The organism is Rummeliibacillus sp. TYF-LIM-RU47, assembly GCF_008638315.1.
Taxonomy (GTDB): Bacteria; Bacillota; Bacilli; order Bacillales_A; family Planococcaceae; genus Rummeliibacillus; species Rummeliibacillus stabekisii.
Genome location: NZ_VVIR01000001.1, coordinates 1,835,417 through 1,857,469, shown reverse-complemented (window position 1 = coordinate 1,857,469; position 22,053 = coordinate 1,835,417). Strand labels below are relative to the sequence as shown.

Here is a 22,053-nt window from a genome sequence, read left to right as displayed (position 1 = left end):
GGTGAAGGAAATGAAATATATATTGACGGTATCTAAAGGAGACTCCTTCCATCGATATGAATTCCTCGCATCTCAACCAGAGGAAATCACGATTGGTGGAAATACAAAAGCAACTATTACGATGTCATCTGCAAAGAGCGAGATTATTTGCAAGTGGGATGGCCGAGAGTTAACTGCAGATGATAGATTACTAAACTTTAACCAAGTCGAAACGATTGGATCCCTCTCACTTATTGTCTATGAAATGGAAGAAATGTGTTTTGATTTACTAGATATAACACAGTGGACAATCGGAAATGAGGAAGATGATTCAATTTATTTACATAAGGAGAATCCAGGAAGAATATTTATCCAAAAAACAGGGCAGCAGGAATATGCCTTCTTTGCTGTTAATAGCAAGCTTATTGTCAATATGTATGCTAAAGAAGAAGGACAATTTTTTGATGGTGATCTGTTAGTAATTGCCGATATTTTATTCACTATTCAGGATGCACAGTTATTCGTGTATAGTCCGAAAAACAGCTGTAAGATTCATTTGCCAAGCCTGGCCATTAAACATCCAGTAGTAAAACATACGTATCATCGTTCACCGCGTGTCCGATACCACCAACCTGATGAGGAAAAAATTATTGCCAATCCGCCAACAAGGCCATCTAAACCAAGCGAACAGCTGGGAAGATTGATTGTGCCGCCATTAGTGATGTTGGCTGCCATGATTTTGGTATCCATCTTTAGGCCTTATGGTATTTATATTGTTGTTATGCTTTCAGCGACCATTGTGACTGTCATTTTCTCGGTTACCTCTTATGTACGAAATGTGAAAAAATACAAAAAAGATATGAAAGAACGAGATGAAAAATTCAATGCATATCTTCGAGAGAAATCGAAGGAATTATATCTTGCACAAAAAGAGCAGGCGGATGCATTAACCTATCATTTTCCACAGATACCTGAGCTATTACAGCTGTTGCAGGAGCAATCTGCAAGAATGTATGAAAAAACGCCATTTCATAATGATTTCTTATCCTATCGCTTAGGTAAGGCACCAGTGGATGGTAGCTTTCCCATCAAAATTAATGTAGAAGAATTCACTTTAGAAGAAGATCCGCTGATGGAAAAAGCCATTGAATTAGAACGTCAGTATAATCATGTTGACGATGCACCGGTTATAGCTGATTTAAGAAGCGGTGCAGTAGGTTATATCGGAAAACGTCCACTTGTCTTGCAGCAACTGAAACAAATGATAGCACAACTAGCATTCTTTCATAGCTATCATGAATTGCAGTTTGTGATGGTCTTCAAAGAGCAAGAGAGGAAAGAATGGGATTGGATGCGTTGGCTGCCACATGCGAGCTTACAAAATATAAACGTCCGTACATTTGTTTATCACGAACGTTCTAGAGAGCAAGTAATGAACTCACTTTATCAAATGTTAAAAGAACGCAAATTGGAAACAGAAAAGAAGAATACCCGAGAAGCAAAAGTTTTCATCCCACAAATCGTTTTAGTGATTACAGATGAAACCATTATTATGGATCATACCATAATGGAAATTCTTCAAGATGATTGCAGTCAGCTGGGTGTTTCTGTTGTATACGTGCAAGATGTTGTAGAATCGCTACCTGAGTATGTATCAACAATTGTACGAGTTAAAGATTCAACGACAGGGGAATTATTTATTCAAAATAATGAATTGAAAAAGCAGTCCTTTGAATTGGATTCTGTTGTTTCAGATAGTCTGCTTGAAGAGTTGACGAGAAGGTTAGCAGGCTATGAACATCTGCAAAGTCTAGAAAATCGTATTCCTGAGAGTATAACGTACATGGAAATGTACGGTGTGCAAACAGTTCAAGATTTGCAAGTATTAGAACGCTGGCAAAAACATAAACCATATAAAAGTCTAGCTGTACCGCTTGGACTTAGAGGAAAGGATGATTTGGTTTATCTTAACCTTCATGAAAAAGCACATGGACCGCATGGTTTAGTAGCAGGTACTACAGGTTCTGGTAAATCGGAAATCATCCAGTCATATATTTTATCTTTAGCAACTAACTTTCATCCTTATGATATCGGTTTCTTATTAATCGACTATAAAGGAGGGGGGATGGCAAATTTATTCAAAGATTTGCCGCATTTACTTGGCGTGATTACTAACCTAGATGGTGCTCAATCTATGCGAGCGTTAGCATCTATTAAAGCCGAGCTTCGAAAACGCCAGCATATTTTTGGTCAACATGAGATTAACCATATTCATCAGTATCAAAAATTGTATGAAGAAAATAAGGTACAGGAACCAATGCCTGAACTCTTCATTATTTCGGACGAATTTGCAGAATTAAAAGCCGAACAGCCTGATTTTATGAAAGAACTAGTATCAACAGCGAGGATTGGACGGTCTCTTGGTATTCATTTAATCTTAGCAACTCAAAAGCCAAGCGGCGTTGTAGATGATCAAATTTGGTCAAACTCGAAATTTAAACTCGCTCTTAAAGTACAAAATGAAAGCGACTCAAACGAAGTCCTCAAAACGAAAGATGCAGCTGAGATTACACAGCCAGGGCGAGCTTACTTGCAGGTAGGGAACAATGAAATCTACGAGCTTTTCCAAAGTGCATGGAGTGGAGCTACCTACAAAGGCAACCAGACAGCAGAGGATGTAGAAGATTTTACTATCTATACAATTAACGAGCTAGGTCAGTATGAGGTGTTAACAGAGGATTTAAGTGGCTTATCACAACAGGACGTACCAAAACGGCAATCCACAGAATTAGAGGCAGTAGTTGAAGAAATTCATCAAGCTGCAATAGTACAGAGCATTCAAGCACTGCCTAGACCTTGGCTGCCACCGCTAGAAGGTAGAATTAGCCGACATGAATTAGGCGATGTAGTGAAAGAAAAGCAACGTTTAACAGCAAAAATTGGCATGATTGACTTGCCTCATGAACAATCGCAAATACCATTTGCACTGGACTTTGCACGAGATGGTCATGTCGCTATTTTTGCAAGCCCAGGCTATGGGAAGAGCACTATGCTACAAACAATAGCCATGCAAATAGCGGAGAATTATACACCAGAAGAAGCCCATTTTTATTTACTCGATTTTGGAACAAATGGTTTACTGCCACTTCGTAAACTACCGCATACAGCAGATATGATTCGTTTAGATGAAGAATTGAAGCTGCAAAAATGGATGAAACGCATGTCAGAGCTTATCAAGGCACGTAAAAAGCTTTTAAATCAAATCGGTGTCTCAAACGCTGCGATGTATAAGGAATTAACGCATGAAGAATTACCTGATATTCTGATTTTCGTAGATGTAATGGATGCTGCAAATGAATCGCCATTAAAAGATGATTTTGATAGTTTGATGACTATCATTGCACGAGATGGGGCAGGCCTAGGCATCTTCCTTATTCTAACTGCAAGTAGGCAACTAGCTATTCGTACTCCAATCTTGATTAATATCAAAACTCAAATCGTACTGTATATGATTGATCAGTCTGAAAGCAGAGGAATTATGGGGAAAGCAGATGTATCCATTGAAGAGATGCCAGGCCGTGCGTTGATTAAATTAGATGAGGTCACACTCATGCAAGTAGCACTACCTGCAGAAGGTTTGGATGATGTACAAATTGCTGAAAACCTTCGTAAGGCAATTGATGAGATTCAAAATCAGTGGCATGGTAAAAAGCCTGCACCAATTCCAATGGTACCAGAAATCGTAACAGAAGATTTCTTCTGTGCATTGCCGTCTGTTAAGGATGCTTTAGCAAATAATAAATGGCCAATTGCTGTGGATATGGAAAAGGTAGAAGCGGTGTCAATAGACTTTAACTCACATCAGCATTTACTCGTTATTGCGGATACTGAAAGAAGATTTATGCAAGCATTTGAAACCATTTTATATGCAATGGATCAATCGAATATTGTTCCTCAGCTATTAATAGTCGACCAAGTAACAGCCGCTTATAGTTCCTTGCATAGTGGCCAATCGCAATATGTCCAAAACAATGATGATGTAGTTGCATTAATTGAACAATTACTTGAAGCACAGCAGGCGAGACAACAATCTTATATCGAACAAAGAGAAAATGGCATTACTTCTTTAAGAGCGTTTGTACAACAACTAAGCCCTATTGTTGTGTTGTTTACTGATATGGAGGCAATTATTAATCAACTGTCATCCACATCGCAGTCTCAATTAGCGAAGGTTATCTCAGAAGGGGCTACTTACGGCCTGCATCTAATTTTCGGTATGAATAGCCAAATGACAAGAAGCTATGATGAAGCCTCAACGGCTTTGAAGAAATTAAGTACAGCATTATCAATGGTCCGATTAAATGATCAATCCGTTTTAGAAGTACAAAGACCATATCGTGAAAAAGAGTTGAATGCTTCAGAAGGCTATATGATAAAAGGTAATCATGTTGAGAAAGTGAAACTATTATCCACAATGAAAGTAGGGGTGTAATATGGCGTGGGAAGATTTAAATTTCTTTAATTGGTTCTTAAATGGAAATGAAATCAAAGCTAAACAATATCGTCAATTATCGCGGGCTCTAACAAATGATAAGGAAAGGTTGGAAAGCCGCATAGATGATATTGAGGGTTCTACAGATGCCTATCAGCAAGAACATCCATCTTTAAAGAGCGAAGGATTTCCTGCAAGTTTATATAAGACAAAACAATCACTCGTTGATCAAAAGATGCTAAAGCTAATGGAAGAGTTAAAAGGTGAAAAAAAATCCTATACCTCAGCGATTAATATTGCCAATGAACGAGCTGGACATTATCAAAGGCTGGGAGATGAAGAGAGAGAAAGAGAAAGAGAACGAGAGAGAAGAGAAAAAGAAAGAGAACTAGAAAAACAAAAAAAGTAATAGGAGGGTCAATATGTCTCAAGATGTTGAAATTAATGGCAGCCAATTAAACGAAGCTATTGCTCAAGCAAAAGTAATCAAAAGAGCACTTTATGATGCAAAAGCAAGCGCTGAAGGTTTTTCCAGTACAATAAGCGGTTCAGAATGGTCGGGTCGTGCCAAAGATGAATTCTCAGCTTTTTTGGATATCATCATCCAATATCACGATGACATTTGTGGGGCAGCTCAAAAAAATCTGGAATCCCTAGAGAAATTAAAAAAACATATGGATGAGTTGATGCAAGAAGACATTGTTGTTGAAGTGGAGGGGATTGGATGACAGCAAAATTTACTGCAGAGGAATTATTACTCCTTGCCTCTGCATTTGATTGCCGCATGCTTTTTGGCTTGCCGGATAGGCAATTGCTAGTAATGAAAAATCAACAAGGCTTTGAGGAGGCAAAACAAGGTCTTGTTGATAAAAATATTATGGATGTTGAAGGTAAGTTAACGAAGGATGGCTTCACTCTTGTAAAGGTGTTAGAGCAATATGCTTCAAGTGACCGTTATATAAGGCTTGATAACCTGATGACAGGCTTTGGCAAGGATGAGCACCTCATTACTATCAAATGGCTCGAAGAGGGGAAACTCCAGTTGTTTGTTCACCAGGATATTGCTTTTCTAAAGAGAATTATGGAAGGCTACCCACTCTTTAATCGCGAACCCTTACAGGAGGATACGAGCTATTTAAAGAGGCAAATTCAAATGGAAGAGACTGAAGAATACTTTGAATCAGGGAACCCGACTGTTCAATTGGAATGCTTTACTATTAATTATGAAGAACAATCCTCAACTGCTGAGCAATGGATGTTTTTTGAAAATAATGGGCAGCTGCAAGGTATTGATATCGAAAATAATATAGTCTATCAGCTGAGCCAATATTTTCTTGTGAAGAAAATTTACGATTTTTATCGTTTTCCTTATAAGGAGGCCCACATCCAATGAGTCAAGAAATAAAGATGAGTGTAGACGAAATGGTGTCTTTTCTGAAATATATTGAAAAAATTATTACAGAATTAGAGGTCAACATGAAACCTGCTATCGAAAATTTGAACAATATTCAATTCTACCTAGATGGCAAGGCAAAAAAGAATATGGGTTCCTATACGGATGCGAATAATCGGATGCTGGAGTTAAACAATTTATACAGCCGTGCTTTCTCTGTAGTCAACGGCATTATGAATAGCATGATAGAAGAAGATGAAGCCCTTGCCACAGAAATAGCGAAAGGACTGGGGCTGATCGAAGAGTGAAGCTATTATACGAAGCGGACAAGTGGTCAAAAGTTGCTAGTGCTTTAGAAAAGGTTAATGAAGCCCACAAATACGATAATAAATATGAAAAGTCAGATGATCTATTCAAAGACTCCAAAGCTGAAATATCAGAAAAGGATATAGATCATGCCATATCTTTTAAACCCAAAACCTATGAACCAGAGGCGAAACCCATTCGCCAAGATTATAAAAAGTTATATGATTATGCTAAGGGAATTGGCAAAGTAATTGATGAAAAGGTAGATGATCCCTTCTATAGATCGATAGACAGGTATATTCAATCAATGGCTGATCTAAATATTTCTTCTTATAATACAACCAACACCATACATGTTGAAGAAGGCTGGTTGTTCAAAACCGATAAAACAAGCATTACAATAGATGATTTATATGAAGCAGACACCACTTATTCAGAAAATCTTAAAGAAGAATACAATCAATGGAAACTGCAAAATAAAGATCAAGAAGATGTTTCAGAAGAAGATTATCGTACTGCGGCGCTTAATACAGGAGCCTTCGAATACGAAGGCTTACGAGCAGGCCAAGAGAAGAAGGAATTTTGGTTTAACCTTATTGCTGCGGGACTTGTTATAGGTTTGACGATTGTCTGTCCCCCAGCAGGACTAGTAGCCGGTGGTATTTACACTGCTGTTGATGTGGGAGGAGCCATAATAGGGGAAGATCTGATTTCGGGAAGAAAGCTCTCGGACGATGAACGAATCATGCGAGGCGTTTTTGCCATTGCTCCCGCAGCAGGCGGACTGGCTATACGTACGACTCTCAAAAATGTTCCCGCTCTTGCTAATGTGGTGGTTAAAACATCGAAAGCTCTGGATAAAGCTGCCAAGCCTATCAAAAATTCTGTAGACAATCTTGCATTAAAAACAAAACAAACTGCAGCAAACGCCATTCGAAATGCAAATCATCTGGGAAGACAACATGCCAACCAGCTAAAATATATGCTGAAGCATCCAGTGAACGCAGCAGTAACATCCAAAGCAGGAGAAACAACCATCAAGAAATCAGCTAAATTCATCGACGAAGCATTGCGGCCAGTACATATCAAGACAGTACAGACAACAACAGGTGAGAAAGTAGTCGCAGGACTTCAGCGGGGTGAGAATACAGGTGAAGTTTCGAAGAAGGCAGATGATTATGTTGCTAGGATGAAAGCAGATAAAGAAATAACCTCAGTTAAAAATGAAAATCTTAAATTTGAACATGTTGGAGAATATTTTGATCATATAAATGAAATTGGAAAAAGAAATGATCTAACTAAAGAGGAAAAGCTTCAGAGAATTCATAAGGCTTATGATGCTTTAGGAGATACAAAAGGTGATATTACTGTAGTATCAAACACAAAATATTTAATGAACGAAGCATTTGATAGTGATACAGGTAGAATGCTTATTGATTGGCCGCCTAAAATGGGCTTTATCGAAGACTCAATGCAACCTATAAATAGAAGTAACCCACTTCCAGAGCAATGGGATAGGATTGGCGGAAAAGGGGGTGAAAATTTCACTATAGTACCAAAAAATGGAGTGCCTTATTCATACGACCAGCGTGCTATACCTTATTTGGATAACCCTACTGCTCGACATACAGGACAATTTAAAAATGATTTATATTTTAAGGCAATAGATGCAATTAAAGATGGGAATTTAGAAGATTTAAATCAAATTTTGAAAATGAATGATAAACTACCACTTACTATTACTGATTTTAAAATAATTAGTAGTTATTATAAAGATTCTATAGAAAATTTAAAAAACTCTTTCGGAGATTTAGATGTAACATATGGATTAAAAGGTAACGCAGCACCATGGATTAATAGTAATACTGGTAAGAAATTAATGGAAGGAGGTGCTGACCAAATTGTAACACCATTAAGTGGCACTATATTAGAGAAAATAGGAATCATACCTGCATATTAGGAGGAGAAAAAGTGACAAAAGCCGAGTTTATTGAACGCATAAAAAAAGAAAACATTAGACCAGGTGAATACCTCATCGTGTTAGATAAAATAACAGACGCTCCTTTAGTATTAGGGTGTGTATTAGAGGATAATAAATGGAAAGTTTATCAAACGAAAGAACGTACCGGGCATTTTATTATTGAAGAATTTAATAGTGAAAATGATGCGTTTGATTTTTTTTATGAGACAATTTTATTCTATAGCTAAGAGAGATATTTTTTTCATCTTCCGTTTTGAGATGATTAAAAATCCGAAGAAGATAATAATTTTTTACAAATAAATCAAAGTAAAGTAGAGGGAGAGAACAATGAATATTAAAGTTAAAAGGAACACTGGCATTATGGGTGGAGCAACACCTGTATCTTTAAAAGTAAACAGTCAAGTGGTTAAAAAGTTAAAAAACAATGAAGAGTATTCAATATCTTCAGATGCAGGAAAAGTAAAGGTTAAAGCAAATCAATGGTTTTTCGGGAGTGAAGAAAAACAAATAGAGAGTGGCAGCAGAGTAAACATTAAAATAAATAATACAGCTTTATTACTATATGTTATCTCACTAATTATTGTATTTGCAGGTGGCTTTACGAGTTTAATTGCTTTAAGTTTTATAGGATTGATTGGAATTGTAATTACAGTTATTTATTCTACAAAACGCTGGTTTAAACTTGAAATTGAAAGCATTGCTAATTAAAACTGATTAATGAATAGTAAATAATCTATCTTGCGCCAAAAGCACTTCATTGCTCTTTGGCGCTTCTTAGTAATCAAAAAGTGTGAAGTTACTTTGATAGAAGAATATATTCTAAGTATGATTTTTGAAGACATGTAACAAAAGATATAATTATCATATCGAAAATAAAGCTAAAATAGATGGTACGTTTAAAGACACTTATAACAGTCAAATGAGAGAGAAAATGAATTTCAAATCGTGACAAGCGATTTACTAATTGGTACACAATTGAATTTACAGAGAGTAGATAGAGAAGAATGGAAAGGTTGGGTTTCAAAGCTTGATGTAACCTTTGTTGAAAAAAAGAGACCGTTTAATCCTTTTGATTTAGCGTAATTATCTCATCTATAATCTAGTATTAATGTTAAAGCAATACCGCAGTACCCCCTAAGGTGTGTAAATCATAAGGTAAAAGAAATAATTAAATATGATAGTAATAGTGAAACGAATGCTATTGACCATATTGTAACTCCTCTAATTGAATTGACGATAAGGGAATGGGAGGTGAATAAGTTGACTAAGGAAGAATTTATTGAGCGAATCCATAAGGAAAATATTAGACCCGGGGATTATCTAATGATGTTAACTAAAATAACGGATGTGCCTTTAGTGTTAGGATGTGTACATGATAATGGCAAATGGAACATTTTCGAAACTTTGAACGTGGAGGTCACTATATAATTAAGGAATTTAATGATGAAAATGAAGCATTTGATTATTTTTATGAATTTATATTAAATCGTTTTAAAAACTCATAACTAAATTCACTTGTAATCCTTAATATTTTTATTTTCAAGAGATCTGTTTATAAGAGTGAAATTTAAACCAATAATAAATGTAGGGAGAGTTATTTTGATATATGAAGAAGTAGCACATATAATAAAAGACCAAAAATTATAAAATTACTTGTTTTTTGAAGAGCCTAACTATGAACCAAATCATGTAGGAATATTAAAAAAAGATAATATCTATGAAGTATTGGCTACCTCTAAGAGAGGTGCTATATCAGGGATTAAATCCTTTAATTTGGAAGAAGAGGCGCTTGAAAATTTTATTTCAAGACTTGAATCTTTAAACCGGTTACTCCAAAAAAATCATTCAAAGGTTATTAAAGTTAATTTTTCGTATTATCTGAGCTTTAGTCCATAAAGGAGAAGTTAATGGATATTAGGGAAACTTTAAATATAAGGGGTAAATAGATTTATGATTAAAGATTTGAAGTTTGGTTGGTACTGCAAAAACTTAGTTAAAGAATATAAACTATTTGCCAACAAAGATGGCTCTTACCATGTGATGTAGATAACAAGTAATATTACAATACAAGAGGAAAGAAAAATACTTAATTTCTAAAATTATCCAAAAAACAAGCTAACATTTGCAGTAAGTATCATTTAGTAAAGTATTTGATTTGGGGGAAGGAATATTGAAAAGAGGCATATATGGAAAATACAATAATAAGGAATATAAAATAATAGCTGATATGAATGACAACATTCTAATAATGACTGAAGATAAAGCTAAAATTGACCAAACATTTAAGGAAACTAACCGAGGAGGAATTTTTAAGAAAATTGTTGAACCACAGGAACTATCAGAATGTGAATCTATATTCTCTTATTGCTTAATTGATGATGTGAAAGTAAATCTGATCCAAGAACGAGAATATCAATATCAAATTGAAACTAGTGATTTATTAATCGGTATAAAGCTGAATTTGCCTAGAATAGATAGAGATACATGGCTAGGGTGGATTCCTAAAAGTAATGTAACATTGATTGAAGAAAGGAAACCGTTTAATCCTCTTGATTTAATGTGATGAGTATCTAATTTTGTTTAAGTTAATAATTAAGTGAGTAGTGGTTAAAATGATTTGGATTATATGGAGTTTATAATGGATTTGAATATGAGTTAGATGTTGATATGGTAGAAAATATTTATATTATACCTATGGACATAAGTAAAATTGATAATTCTTTTGAAGTTAATGAAAGCGGTAACTACTTTGAAAAAATTGCGATCCTGATGCACTGTCAAACTGTGTTAGTATTACTTCTTTTGGCTTAAAAAATGGTGAAAAAAGTTCAAATTCTTCAAGAACAAGAAAATACATATCAGGTAGGTAAGTTTTATTATTAAAAATTATTAATAAACAGATAGGAGAATTAGTTACATGTTAGAAAGCAAAAGGACAATTCTAGTTAAATATACAGAAGATGAGATAGGATATTTAGAGAAATTACTTAGTAATCCCAAAATGGTCAGATATATTGGAAATGGAAAAGTACGTAGTAGGGAACAAACAATAAATTTTTATAATTGGATTGTTGAGCAGTATAAGGAGAATGAGAATTACGGCCTTAAAATCATAAAAGATAAAACTTCTAATAAAAATATAGGTCACGCAGGACTCGTTCCACAAATCGTTGAAGGAAAGGAATTTGTAGAGGTGGGTTATTGGATTGAAGAAAATTATTGGGGAAAGGGATATGCATCGGAAATTGCTCAAACTTTGATAACTTATGGTTTACAAAACTTGAAACTCCCCGAATTAATTGCTCTCATTCAGAAAGGGAATGCTGCTTCTGAGAAGGTAGCCCTAAAAAATGGCATGAAAAAAGAAAAAGAGATAATATTGAATGGGAAAATTGCTAATTTATATAAAATCTCGTTTGAAAAATAAGAAAAAAACACGCTTGAAAGAATTCAAACGTGTAAGTAAATGGAGGTAATTAGGCAGTTGGCAGACCGTCTAGTCCAATTATAATCCGTTTTTCACTTAATTATTCACAAATTAATTTAAACCTTTTTCTTTAATTTGTTCCCATGTTTTTAATGACATTTGTTCAAATGCCTCCTCGAAGTTTAATCTAAGAGGTGATATACATTCCAGGCTATTTCCATCTGGGTCTTCAAAATATATAGCTGCATGAGCTTGTGGATTATTATTTAACACTTATGGTTGCTCCTCATCAGAAAAACCAAAAGCTGATTTTATAGCTATGCCTCTTTCTTCTAACCAATTTTTAATATCATTCATATTTGGTCTGTCAATTCGAAATGCAACATGTCTTAGCGATGGATGATAAGGAGTTCTCACTTTTTCTGTTTCCCATAAACCTAACCAGCTTTTTCCTTTATCAATCCAAAAAAATACGACTTTTTCTGATTGATAGGCAATCTCTAGATCTAATTTTAGATAAAATTCAACTGATCTTTTTGAGATTACTTACTGGTAAATGTGCTTCATACAGTCCTTTAATCATTAAATTCCCCCGCCTTCATTTATATAATTTTATTTTTAATATAAAGAAAAATCGAGTTATGCGACATACAACTTTAGATTGAACTTATACTATAGCCAGATTTCTTATTCTACAAGCCGCAAAATTGTAAAAATATTTTCAAAGGATTGCATGGAGCACTCCTTTTTATTTTGAATTGAGCAAGGCAGATAATGATTGTATATACATGATACATTGCAGTTGTCCTGTATGGTGTTTAAGTAAAAACATATATTGTTAATAAAAGTAAGAGATTGCATGCACAAGCTTAATGAGAGGAGGTGGTTATAATCGCAGGTGCAATCGTAGATATTTCTCATCATCAAGGTACTATAAATTGGTCGAAATTTTCAAAAGCGGTCGATATGGTAATTATACGAACACAGGATGGATCTAGCGTTGAAGATACAATGCACACTTATAATGAACAACAAGCTATAAAGTATAAGGTGCCATTTGGCGTTTATGCATTTAATCGTGCTTCATCTGCCGCTGCTGCTAGGATAGAAGCTAAGAATTTCTATCAACGTGCTAATAAAAATACAAAGTTTTATGTAATAGATGTTGAAACATTTTCAAGTTCAGGATCAATTGGTGGTAGCGGGGAGAGTATGCGTTCTGTTATTAATGCATACGTTGCACAATTACGTGCTCTGACCAAGAAAAAGATTGGCTTATATATCGCAAATCATTTATACGACGACCTACATTTAGATGTGACTAAATTTGATTTTGTCTGGATACCTAGATATGGAGTAACACCCCCTAGTCATCCATTTGATATGTGGCAATATACAGAGACTGGTACTGTAGAAGGTGTTAGTGGAAAAGTAGATTTAAATCGATTAGCTGGCAAAAAAACGTTAGCTTGGTATATAGGAGATGATCCTAAGAAAGAAGAAGGTACAGAAAACATTAAGAAAGGAGAGTTGACTATCACACAGTATGAGGAATTAAAAAAGAGAATTGAAGAACTAGAAAAGGCTTTAGGGAAAAAAGATAGCAAAGTGAGCGAGGTTCATAAAGAGGGTTGGGCTTGGGCAAAAAAAGAAGGCATTATGGATGGGCAAAACCCTAAAAAGTTCGTTACACGCGAAATGCTGTCCAGTGTATTATTCAAGAAATTTAATAAAAAGAAATAATTACTAGCCCCTATGACTGAGATCCAAAATCTCTTAGGGGCTTTCTTAGAGATGCTACTAAACTTTTAAATGTAAAATATGCTGCGGACCTTTAGGGCCTTCATAAAATTCATTCTTATCTTCAAACCCTGTCTTCAAGTAAAGGTTGTAAGCAGGAATGTTTTTCTTATTAACACCAAGCACTATTTCATTAATTTCTGGTAAATTTTCTTTCACAAATTCAGGCAATAGCTTGAGCCCCATTTTTGCTAAACCCTTTCCTTGATTTCTCGAATCAATTGAAAAAGCAGTGAGTAAACGGGCATTAGAATTGTTGCTGTACTTCAAAAGCTTAGCCCCATCTTCTAAAGCAAAATAACCAACAGGTAAATGGTTCTCCATAATTAATATATGTTTAGTACTATTAGAAACTTGGGGGTTTTGAATCTTATCTAATGGCATACTTGTGAATTCCAATTGTTCTGTTGATAAATGGTAAGCTGATAACTGCTTCTCATATGTATTTTTGTATTCAACCAATTCAATTGAATTTTTTAAGGTTTCTGTTTGCATCCAGTCGACCTCCTAATATTTAGTTATTTCAGTATAATCTAATAATAGGTTATATACAATAAATATAGAGGATGGATAAAACTCTAAGAACCAAATCTCTCTAAAGTAATGAGACGAAACTTAATTAGGCGAAAGCATAGTTAGCTTTTTGAGACGAGTTTACGTCTTCTTTTTTTTCTTTGCTTTTTTCTGTTTGTAAGTTATATAAGAAGTTCTTAATGATGCGTAACTTCCGATGGCAGAATAACCATAAAACCATCCCATAAATAGGCCAGCAAGTAAATCGCCTCTATGACTAATAAATACTGAAATAAATAATCCTAGCACGAGAGCAACTGTTGGAACCCAGAAAGGCTTTATATGAAAAAATCTTTTTAAAAATTGTGTAATAATCATAACAACAGGGACTGCAATCACTGCATCCCAAAAGTTTGTATGTATCGTTGGAAAATGTTCCATTGTGCACCTCACTGTATAAATATATTTGTTTACAATATTTCCATCTAGGCAGGGGATTATACTAGAGAATTAATCTGCCTCGAACTTAGGCGAGCTAAAAGGGAGCTTTTCGGAGTCTACTTACACACTTGAATTAAATATTTGTCCAAATTCAAAGCCTATACTAGAAGAGAGATAATATGATTGATACAGATAACTTGTATAAAAGCCTTTATTATCCACTATTTAAAGGAACACCAAATAAAAAGGGATTTAAACGTTTTCTATAGAAGTTATTAGTAATTTTAAAAAAGGTGGTCTTTGTTATGAATATAAATACAAATGCATCTCCAATTGCCTGTAAAATAAACAATGTTTTCATTCATGTTAGTGACCTGAAAAAATCTTCAGAATGGTACTGTAACTTACTTGGTATTCCATTTATTGAAGATCGTATTGAATCACCTGTATTCAATATTCCTCTTCCTTCAGAGACTGGACTTACACTGGATGATCATAGTTTTGACCCTGGATTTAAATTAAATCCCTCAGATCATGTATTATTTAATTTTTTCGTAGCGGATATTAATGAAGCGTACGATTTTATTGTGGGCAAACAGATTACCATTACAAAAGAAATTGAGCGTATTGGTGATTTCGCTTATTTTAACTTTAGCGATTTAGATGGCAATATATTAATGATTTGTAATAACTAAATATCAAAGAGTCATGGTTTTTGCACATGGCTCTTTAACTAAAATAATAAAGGAGACCAAATTTGATGAGAACAAATAATTTTCCATTAATAGAAACGGATAGATTGATCTTAAGAGAGGTTAGCAAGGATGATGCGGATGATCTGCTAATATATTTATCTGATAAGGAAGTAATGAAGTATATGGGGCTAGAGCCATTTAATTCTGTTGAGGATGCATTAGATGAAATTGCGTGGTATAAGTCAATATTTGAAAAGGGAACAGGAATGAGATGGGGAATTTCGTTAAAAGGGCAGGATAAGGTAATCGGTAGTTGCGGTTTTCTAAATAGGGCTACACAGCATTACCGTGCTGAAATCGGATATGAATTAAGTAAAGAACACTGGGGAAAAGGAATAGCCAGTGAGGCCATAGAGGCAGTTATTAGTTATGGATTTAAAGAGTTAAATTTACATAGAATAGAAGCATTAATTGAACCACTTAATTTACCTTCTCAAAAAGTATTGGAAAGAAAGGGGTTTATAAGAGAAGGACTTCTGAGGGGCTACGAGTTTACTTGCGGGAAATTCGATGATGTTTATATGTATTCGTTGCTGAACCAGGATTTTAAAAGAAAAGAGGAAAAAGGTAATCACTCTACTTCTGTTTAAGTCTTATTTTTAAGGGGAAAGTTTGATTGGCTCATTTTTAGCGATACAAAGCTAGGAGGGATTGAATGGATATTGGAAATGAATATCTGAAAGTTATAAAAGAGAGATTTAAAAGAGTAAAAGATTTAGCAGATAAAACGATAAGTCAATTATCAGAAGAAGACCTTCATTGGAAAGTAAACGAAGCTTCCAATAGTATTGCCATAATAGTTAAACATGTGAGTGGAAATATGATATCTAGATGGTCCGATTTTTTAACGTCAGATGGTGAAAAACCTAACAGAAATCGTGATCAAGAATTTAAAGAAGATATGCCATCTAAACAAGAAATGATCTTAATTTGGGAAAAAGGATGGGATACCCTACTAAATACATTAAAAGAATTAGAGAGCCCAGATTTATTAAAAAATATAACCATTCGCGGAGAAAAACACACTGTGTTAGAAGCAATTGAGAGACAAATGGCTCATTATTCTTATCATGTGGGACAGATTGTTTATATTGGTAAACAAATAAAAAGTGAAAATTGGAAAACTCTAAGCATCCCGGTAGGTAAATCAGAAGATTATCTTCAACAGATGCTAATTAAACATCAGTCTATAAAAACAGAAGAGCATAGACAGTGAATTATTATTAAAAGAGAGTAGCCTAAAGTTGCTCTCTTTGTTCCTAGTTTACGACATATTTCCACCTTCACTATAGTAAGTCACGATATTAAGAGAGTTGTCACTACAGGGGAGAAAGTTGAGAGCAAAATAAAAAAGACAGGATTACCTGTCTAATCATTTTTCTTATCAATCTTGTTAATAATAACTCGCAATAATTCATTCTTTTCTTGTTGAACTTTAAGTAATTTAACTAAAAACCAAATAATAAATGCAACTGGTATTAAGTAAAAAATGATTGGTAGGATAAAAATAAATAAGTTGAACACTGCCACACCTGTTCCCATTCCCATTAAAAGCCCCTCCTTTTTTCATGGACTATATCCTTAGCTTATTAAGAATACTTTTCCTCTAGATATTTTAGTAGTCTCAATAATATCAATAGCCTTTTGTACATCTAATAAGTCAAATGTAGAATCGACCTCCATCAAACGCAATTTATTTTCAGCTATTAATGATATTAAAAGTTTAAAAGTATCTTTCCACTTATCTACTGATACATCTTTATTCCAATTTCTCAAATGAAATAAATTTGCATTCACTTTTGCTTTTTTCACAATATCTGCCCAGTTTACCTGTTCACCTGATAAAAGACCAATGGTAATGAAATCTCCATTAGGACGTACACTAAATGCTAGGTCGTTTCCCGATGAACCTCCTATAGAATCTATAGCAGCGTCAGCCCCCAGTCCGTTTGTTAATTCCATAACTGTTCCATATAGGGGAACCTTAGAAGTATCTATTACATAATAGGCACCGAGACGAAGTAACTCATCTGTATATTTGTTGTTTCGAGTTACTGCAATCAACCGAAAACCTAATATCTTTGATAATTGAGCAAAAATATGGCCAATTGCTGAACCACAAGCATTAACCAATAAAACATCATGTGGTTTTAATTTTAAAGCCTCTGTACAAACCAACCATGCAGTAATGGGATTAATGTACATTTGTGAGGCAGTAAAATCATCTATGAAATGAGGTATAGGGACGGCAAATTCCGATGACGTTTTTACAAATTCTTGCCATGTACCTTCGCCGCGTAAAGGTAGCACACGTTTACCAATAAGATTGGTAGAAACTAAAGAGCCTACCTCTTCTACGATGCCAACTCCTTCATACCCTGGAATATTAGGTAAAGATATACGGTGAGAATATGACCCTTTAATTGGTATTAAATCAGAAGGATTGATAGGCCGGGCTAACATTCGAACAAGGACTTCATGATCTTTTGGTGGTTCGATATTTTTAGATTCAACTTTTAATACATTTTTAGGACTACCGAAATTATAGAATTTAATACATTTACCTTCCAATACTATAAGTCTCCTTGAGATAAATTAGTTTTGTTTAATTATATCATTGTAAAAATAGTCTATTGTCATAAAAAAATTATTCTCCAAAATGATGATTGTGGCGTTTATTTTTTGGTGGATTGGGTAAATACCCATTAGGTACTTTTTAAATCATAATTTTTATAGATGCAGGAGGGGCGAATGGAAAATCATATTGAACAACTAAAAGTGGAATTTCAGGCACTAAGTGTAGATTTGAATAATTTAAAACGAGAAATCTATGAGGTACTTGAAAGTTTTAATACATAACAGTCCATGTTTTCTACCTATTTTTATACTTAGTATATTCAGTAGAAAATATTATCTTTTAAAGGAGCTAATTTAGCTCTTTTTCTTTTTGCTTTTTTCTTTATTTTTTGTATTTATGTATAGTGTAGGATTCACCCCATTGCTATATAAAAGCTCTCTGTTTAAAAAAATAAATACAATGATAAAGGTAATTATTTCTTTCTGTCGAATCTATAACAAAGCTTTATAAATGAAACTGAAGAGTAGATGGACTAAATAATTATCGAGAGAAATTTACACTTTGAAACTTTCACCATGGAAACAGTATGACACTTGGTCATGGAGGGAATTTACATTACTGCTTTTGCTCGAATTTTTATTTGTAATAGTAGTTGATAAATATGGAATTCAATCACTTTATCAATTTTGGTTTAGCAATACATTATACTCAGGAACATTGACAGGTTTGACGATTGCCATTGTACTTTTAACTGGATTATATGTTATTGCTCTACGCCCACAACGACTTTCATGGAAAGAGGAAGGGATATGCAAATTCTCGGCCAAATATTGGTGGAGGATACTGATATGGTTGCTGATTACAATTGTATCAAGCGTAATCGTAGTGATATTGACGAGTTTTCTAGGTAATAGTGTAGAAAATAGTAAGACAGAGAGCTTGCAGCAAAATATTAATTTGCTCACTGTTCTGATTGGTATTATTTCTGCTGGCGTGATATCTCCAATATACGAGGAAATATTTTATCGAGGATTTATTTACAGATGGTTAAGAGTAAGACTAGGAAGGAATTGGGGTATCCTGATCAGTTCGCTAATATTTACAGTAGCTCATTTTCCAACTGTAAATGCAATGCCTGTCAACTTTATCAACGGTATTGTATTCGCTTGGGTGTATGAAAAAACAGGTTCTGTCATTCCAGGAATGATAATTCATGGGCTAATGAATACAACAGCCATTTTATTAACGATATCGGAATAATACTTTTTTATTGCTTTTTGAAAGGATAAAAAACAAAAGCATTATTGTTAAGATTTTTAAATACTTTTAAAAGGGGCAAATTATGAGCAAATGTGAAATAGAAATACTATTGAAAGAGTTTGGTAGCTGGCTTGATTTTGTGGAACAAATTGATGAATCTATCTGGGATAAACCCCTGGGTGAAGGTAAATGGGCAGTCTGTGATGTAGTTAGCCATATCTTACTTTGGGATAGATACTTTTATGAAGAAGCTATTAAACCAATTGCTGAAGAAAAGCCAGTAACGGTTGAACACCTAGATTTCGATCTCTTTAATCAAGAGGCACGTGAGTTTGCTAAAACAAAAACCAATCATGAGTTGGCCAAGCTAGCAAAAGAATATCGTAAATGTATTATAAACTCTATTCAGGAGCAACCAGCAGAAAAGTTTACAAGGCAGTATAAAGATGCTCAAGGAAATAATTTCGTTATCGAAAACTACTTAAAAGATTTTATTTGGCACGATCAACATCATATGAAGCAAATAGCTGAGATAGGAAAGAAAAGCAGGATAGGTTTATAACCTTTAAAGGTATTATTTCATAATTAAAGCTCCTTCCCATATTTGGGGAGGAGCGAAGTTTTTCTTTCGCTTATTATTTTTAGTAGCATCCGTTAAATATCATTGTCCTTAATCAACAATTATTAAACTTGAAGTGCTTCTAATGATTTGGACGAGTAAATAGCAACTTTGCACCGAATCCGATTAAAACGATACCTGTTATTTTATCAATCGTACTTTGAACTTTAGTAGACATGAGCCATTGCCTTATATAACCTAATAAGAAAACTATTGCAGTAAACCATAGGATTGATAAAAGTGCATAACCACAGCCCATAATTATAAATTGGAGGCTTGTATTGAGACCTGGTGTTACAAATTGAGGTAAGAATGTTAAAAAGAAAATAGCAACCTTAGGGTTTAATGTATTAGAGATTAAACCTTGTTTAAAAGCAGATTTTTTTTGAGGAATCACATTCGTTACACTTTCGGAACCTTTTCCTTTTTTCTTTTTAATAAATGATGAAGCACCTAGGTAAATCAAATAAAAAGCCCCTAGAAATTTAATAATCTCGAATGTAATTGCTGATTTCATTAAAATAACAGAAAGTCCAAAAGCCGCAGCCAAGGTATGGATTATTGAACCACTCGTTAAACCAAGAGCCATCTTTAGTCCATCATTCTTTCCGGTACTAATTGTTCTTTTTGTGATTAATGCAAAGTCTACACCTGGAGACATAACAATAAAGATCGTTAGTAGTAAATATCCGAGAAAGTCGTTCATACTTGATCTCCCCTTGAAAAGTAATAGTTTATACTAACGTATTTATATTCTTATTTCAACCAGTCTAGGGAAAAATAAGACAAGATTAATGACATGTTATTTTAAGAATGGTGTAATTTTAGTATGAAAAACTAGTAGGAAGATTTTAAATGGAAAAAGTAAATAAAAATGGATTAAAAAGACCAGAGAACAGTATATGTTAACTGGACTTTTTGGTTGAAATTATTTCGATGTTTCACTATGCTTTTTTTTCTTCTCAGGCCTTGCAAATAACCAATAAATAATAGCAACTATACCGATTAGTGCCAAGGCAAGCCCAACAAGCATCGCCATTGCTAAAATAAATCCAATATCCCCAAAATTCATTTTAAGTCTCCTTTTTATAGGTAGTATTAGTTTTGTATCTCATCATTATTACTGTTCATTAATGGCAAGATTCCCCTTTAGCAAGCGGATGTTTTTTGGGCGAGCTGACTCGATTAAAGAAAAGTCATGCGCATAGGTTAGTTCGAATAGATGTTGTATAAACATTATATGTAAATTTTGTGGAATACTATGGTAATATTTTTATGAAGAGTATTATTTTATAATAAGTGGTGGGCTAGTATGTTTAATTATATATGGGAAAAAGATGAGGAAATCGATATTGAAGAATTAGAACCATTTAATGATGCTATTTTGAAGGAAATAGAATCAACATTAGGTGTAAAGCTGCCATCTACATATGTAGAATTAATAAGAAATAAAAACAGTGGAACTTTAGCTTTTAATGAACTTCATTCCAGAAAAGTACCTGAAGGTGAGCTTTAATACAGACTTTAAATGGAATTGCTATAGATGATGGAATTGGTGAAAATAAGTATTTACTTGAAGAATGGGAACTACCGAAAGGACTAATCCTATTAGGCGCTGATGGTCACTCTTGGGTAGCTTTAGATTATCGTAATTATGATGGTGATAACCCGCCCGGTTGAAGTCTTCATCGACATCCTCATATTCATTATCGTCTTCAAAAGGTTCTGGCTCTTTGTATTCCGAAAAGCCTTATGAGTGCATGTTAAAAGCCTACAGTTCAATCTATGTAGGCTTGAAAAAGTTAATCTGTAACTAATTTTGAATATAGGCTTAAATCAATAAATTTCCCATTTGATTTTTCACACTTTCTCATTGTTCCTTCAAATGTAAAGTTCAATTTTCGTAAGACTTTTATAGAGTTAATATTTTCTGGTTCTACCTTTGCTTCTATCCTGTTTATATTTAATGAATTAAATGCGTACTCTATTAAAGAAGAAATGGCTTCAGGTGCGTACCCTTTGCCCCAATATGCTTTACTAATATCGTAACCGATTTCTACTTTTGCGTTTTCAAAATCAATAGAATTATAACCACATGAACCGATAATTTGATTTGATTCCAATTCAATTATTGAATAACGAATAGCTCTCTTTTCTTGAGATAGCTTATCAAGTAAATTAATCATTTCTTTCGCTTGGCTTATATTATTGAAACTATTGATATTCATAAACTTCGTCACTTCTGGATCTGACCAAATTTTAAATAAGCTTTCTGAATCTGAAGTTGTCATTTTCCTTAAAAATAATCTTTCTGTGTATAGTTCTTTAATCAATATTTTTACCTCCGATTTTATTTTATTATGGGGAAAAGATATTGATATCTGCGCATAGTTCAGTCCCTTCTTTGTAATATCAATTTTATTGTAATAGTTCACATATATTGACACAAGTATGTTGATAAAATCACCAAGAAATTTAGAGTTCTAGCAATTATAATTAGTAAAAGAAT

27 protein-coding genes are annotated in these 22,053 nt (G+C 33.9%); 18 read left to right on the top strand and 9 right to left on the bottom strand.

The window, feature by feature from the left end; translation table 11 throughout:
• Positions 1 to 10: 10 nt before the first annotated feature.
• The 11 genes from essC (at position 11) to F0527_RS09335 (ending at position 11,578) form a co-directional block, all read left to right on the top strand.
• Positions 11 to 4,471 (top strand): type VII secretion protein EssC, encoded by a 4,461-nt coding sequence (essC, locus tag F0527_RS09380; RefSeq protein WP_150284637.1) that lies wholly within the window; start codon positions 11 to 13, stop codon positions 4,469 to 4,471.
• A 1-nt stretch (position 4,472) separates the two neighbouring features.
• Positions 4,473 to 4,880 (top strand): hypothetical protein, encoded by a 408-nt coding sequence (locus tag F0527_RS09375; protein WP_150284636.1) that lies wholly within the window; start codon positions 4,473 to 4,475, stop codon positions 4,878 to 4,880.
• Between the two features lie 13 nt (positions 4,881 to 4,893).
• Entirely contained in the window at positions 4,894 to 5,199 is a 306-nt protein-coding gene (locus tag F0527_RS09370; RefSeq protein WP_150284635.1) for a WXG100 family type VII secretion target, read from the top strand.
• Entirely contained in the window at positions 5,196 to 5,864 is a 669-nt protein-coding gene (locus F0527_RS09365) for a DUF5081 family protein (RefSeq protein WP_150284634.1), read from the top strand. The genes F0527_RS09370 and F0527_RS09365 overlap by 4 nt, the downstream gene beginning before the upstream one ends.
• Positions 5,861 to 6,172, top strand: coding sequence for a hypothetical protein (locus tag F0527_RS09360; protein WP_150284633.1), 312 nt, complete (start codon positions 5,861 to 5,863; stop codon positions 6,170 to 6,172). Before F0527_RS09365 ends, F0527_RS09360 begins: the two co-directional genes overlap by 4 nt.
• Complete coding sequence (locus F0527_RS09355) at positions 6,169 to 8,130, top strand: pre-toxin TG domain-containing protein (RefSeq protein ID WP_150284632.1); 1,962 nt, start codon at positions 6,169 to 6,171, stop codon at positions 8,128 to 8,130. Before F0527_RS09360 ends, F0527_RS09355 begins: the two co-directional genes overlap by 4 nt.
• Before the next feature lie 11 nt (positions 8,131 to 8,141).
• A complete protein-coding gene (locus F0527_RS09350; RefSeq protein ID WP_150284631.1) occupies positions 8,142 to 8,378 on the top strand; it encodes a hypothetical protein in 237 nt (78 codons plus the stop codon).
• Between the two features lie 100 nt (positions 8,379 to 8,478).
• Positions 8,479 to 8,859, top strand: a complete 381-nt coding sequence (locus tag F0527_RS09345) for a hypothetical protein (protein ID WP_150284630.1) — start codon at positions 8,479 to 8,481, stop codon at positions 8,857 to 8,859.
• A gap of 945 nt (positions 8,860 to 9,804) precedes the next feature.
• Entirely contained in the window at positions 9,805 to 10,047 is a 243-nt protein-coding gene (locus F0527_RS17430) for an Imm59 family immunity protein (protein WP_190323431.1), read from the top strand.
• A 274-nt stretch (positions 10,048 to 10,321) separates the two neighbouring features.
• Positions 10,322 to 10,714 (top strand): hypothetical protein, encoded by a 393-nt coding sequence (locus F0527_RS09340; RefSeq protein WP_223823550.1) that lies wholly within the window; start codon positions 10,322 to 10,324, stop codon positions 10,712 to 10,714.
• Between the two features lie 354 nt (positions 10,715 to 11,068).
• A complete protein-coding gene (locus tag F0527_RS09335; protein ID WP_150284629.1) occupies positions 11,069 to 11,578 on the top strand; it encodes a GNAT family N-acetyltransferase in 510 nt (169 codons plus the stop codon).
• Positions 11,579 to 11,689: 111 nt separating this feature from the next.
• Here F0527_RS09335 and F0527_RS17240 read toward each other — a convergent pair whose 3' ends face one another.
• Together F0527_RS17240 and F0527_RS17235 are read right to left on the bottom strand one after the other, a co-directional pair.
• Positions 11,690 to 11,851: a hypothetical protein gene (locus F0527_RS17240; RefSeq protein WP_223823549.1), complete on the bottom strand. Its 162-nt coding sequence runs from the start codon at positions 11,849 to 11,851 to the stop codon at positions 11,690 to 11,692.
• On the bottom strand, positions 11,852 to 11,995 hold the full coding sequence (locus F0527_RS17235) for a VOC family protein (RefSeq protein WP_223823548.1): 144 nt from the start codon (positions 11,993 to 11,995) through the stop codon (positions 11,852 to 11,854). It abuts the gene before it with no gap.
• A 465-nt stretch (positions 11,996 to 12,460) separates the two neighbouring features.
• On the opposite strand from F0527_RS17235, the gene F0527_RS09325 reads away from it, so the two are divergent.
• Positions 12,461 to 13,321, top strand: a complete 861-nt coding sequence (locus F0527_RS09325; RefSeq protein WP_150284628.1) for a glycoside hydrolase family 25 protein — start codon at positions 12,461 to 12,463, stop codon at positions 13,319 to 13,321.
• Between the two features lie 57 nt (positions 13,322 to 13,378).
• Here the strand turns inward: F0527_RS09325 and F0527_RS09320 are convergent, their stop codons facing one another.
• Both F0527_RS09320 and F0527_RS09315 read right to left on the bottom strand, forming a co-directional pair.
• Entirely contained in the window at positions 13,379 to 13,873 is a 495-nt protein-coding gene (locus tag F0527_RS09320; protein ID WP_150284627.1) for a GNAT family N-acetyltransferase, read from the bottom strand.
• A 159-nt stretch (positions 13,874 to 14,032) separates the two neighbouring features.
• Positions 14,033 to 14,332 (bottom strand): hypothetical protein, encoded by a 300-nt coding sequence (locus F0527_RS09315; RefSeq protein WP_150284626.1) that lies wholly within the window; start codon positions 14,330 to 14,332, stop codon positions 14,033 to 14,035.
• 305 nt (positions 14,333 to 14,637) lie between these two features.
• On the opposite strand from F0527_RS09315, the gene F0527_RS09310 reads away from it, so the two are divergent.
• The 3 genes from F0527_RS09310 to F0527_RS09300 all read left to right on the top strand — a co-directional run bounded on the left by F0527_RS09310 (position 14,638) and on the right by F0527_RS09300 (position 16,303).
• The gene (locus F0527_RS09310; RefSeq protein WP_223823547.1) at positions 14,638 to 15,027 is read left to right on the top strand and encodes a VOC family protein; all 390 of its coding nucleotides are present in this window, start codon (positions 14,638 to 14,640) and stop codon (positions 15,025 to 15,027) included.
• A 65-nt stretch (positions 15,028 to 15,092) separates the two neighbouring features.
• Positions 15,093 to 15,677, top strand: a complete 585-nt coding sequence (locus tag F0527_RS09305) for a GNAT family N-acetyltransferase (protein WP_150284625.1) — start codon at positions 15,093 to 15,095, stop codon at positions 15,675 to 15,677.
• A 65-nt stretch (positions 15,678 to 15,742) separates the two neighbouring features.
• A complete protein-coding gene (locus F0527_RS09300; RefSeq protein ID WP_150284624.1) occupies positions 15,743 to 16,303 on the top strand; it encodes a DinB family protein in 561 nt (186 codons plus the stop codon).
• A gap of 152 nt (positions 16,304 to 16,455) precedes the next feature.
• Here F0527_RS09300 and F0527_RS09295 read toward each other — a convergent pair whose 3' ends face one another.
• Together F0527_RS09295 and F0527_RS09290 are read right to left on the bottom strand one after the other, a co-directional pair.
• Entirely contained in the window at positions 16,456 to 16,635 is a 180-nt protein-coding gene (locus F0527_RS09295; protein ID WP_150284623.1) for a hypothetical protein, read from the bottom strand.
• A 33-nt stretch (positions 16,636 to 16,668) separates the two neighbouring features.
• Positions 16,669 to 17,658: a zinc-dependent alcohol dehydrogenase family protein gene (locus F0527_RS09290; protein ID WP_150284622.1), complete on the bottom strand. Its 990-nt coding sequence runs from the start codon at positions 17,656 to 17,658 to the stop codon at positions 16,669 to 16,671.
• A gap of 568 nt (positions 17,659 to 18,226) precedes the next feature.
• Here F0527_RS09290 and F0527_RS09285 point away from each other — a divergent pair.
• Both F0527_RS09285 and F0527_RS09280 read left to right on the top strand, forming a co-directional pair.
• On the top strand, positions 18,227 to 18,925 hold the full coding sequence (locus tag F0527_RS09285) for a CPBP family intramembrane glutamic endopeptidase (RefSeq protein WP_150284621.1): 699 nt from the start codon (positions 18,227 to 18,229) through the stop codon (positions 18,923 to 18,925).
• Between the two features lie 82 nt (positions 18,926 to 19,007).
• Positions 19,008 to 19,487: a DinB family protein gene (locus F0527_RS09280; RefSeq protein ID WP_150284620.1), complete on the top strand. Its 480-nt coding sequence runs from the start codon at positions 19,008 to 19,010 to the stop codon at positions 19,485 to 19,487.
• Positions 19,488 to 19,626: 139 nt separating this feature from the next.
• Here the strand turns inward: F0527_RS09280 and F0527_RS09275 are convergent, their stop codons facing one another.
• Together F0527_RS09275 and F0527_RS17070 are read right to left on the bottom strand one after the other, a co-directional pair.
• Positions 19,627 to 20,250: a LysE family translocator gene (locus tag F0527_RS09275; protein WP_150284619.1), complete on the bottom strand. Its 624-nt coding sequence runs from the start codon at positions 20,248 to 20,250 to the stop codon at positions 19,627 to 19,629.
• A gap of 222 nt (positions 20,251 to 20,472) precedes the next feature.
• Entirely contained in the window at positions 20,473 to 20,616 is a 144-nt protein-coding gene (locus F0527_RS17070; protein ID WP_190323430.1) for a hypothetical protein, read from the bottom strand.
• Positions 20,617 to 20,856: 240 nt separating this feature from the next.
• Here F0527_RS17070 and F0527_RS09270 point away from each other — a divergent pair, with 240 nt between their 5' ends.
• Entirely contained in the window at positions 20,857 to 21,060 is a 204-nt protein-coding gene (locus F0527_RS09270) for an SMI1/KNR4 family protein (RefSeq protein ID WP_150284618.1), read from the top strand.
• Positions 21,061 to 21,346: 286 nt separating this feature from the next.
• Here the strand turns inward: F0527_RS09270 and F0527_RS09265 are convergent, their stop codons facing one another.
• A complete protein-coding gene (locus F0527_RS09265) occupies positions 21,347 to 21,877 on the bottom strand; it encodes a GNAT family N-acetyltransferase (RefSeq protein WP_147196828.1) in 531 nt (176 codons plus the stop codon).
• Between the last annotated feature and the right edge of the window lie 176 nt (positions 21,878 to 22,053).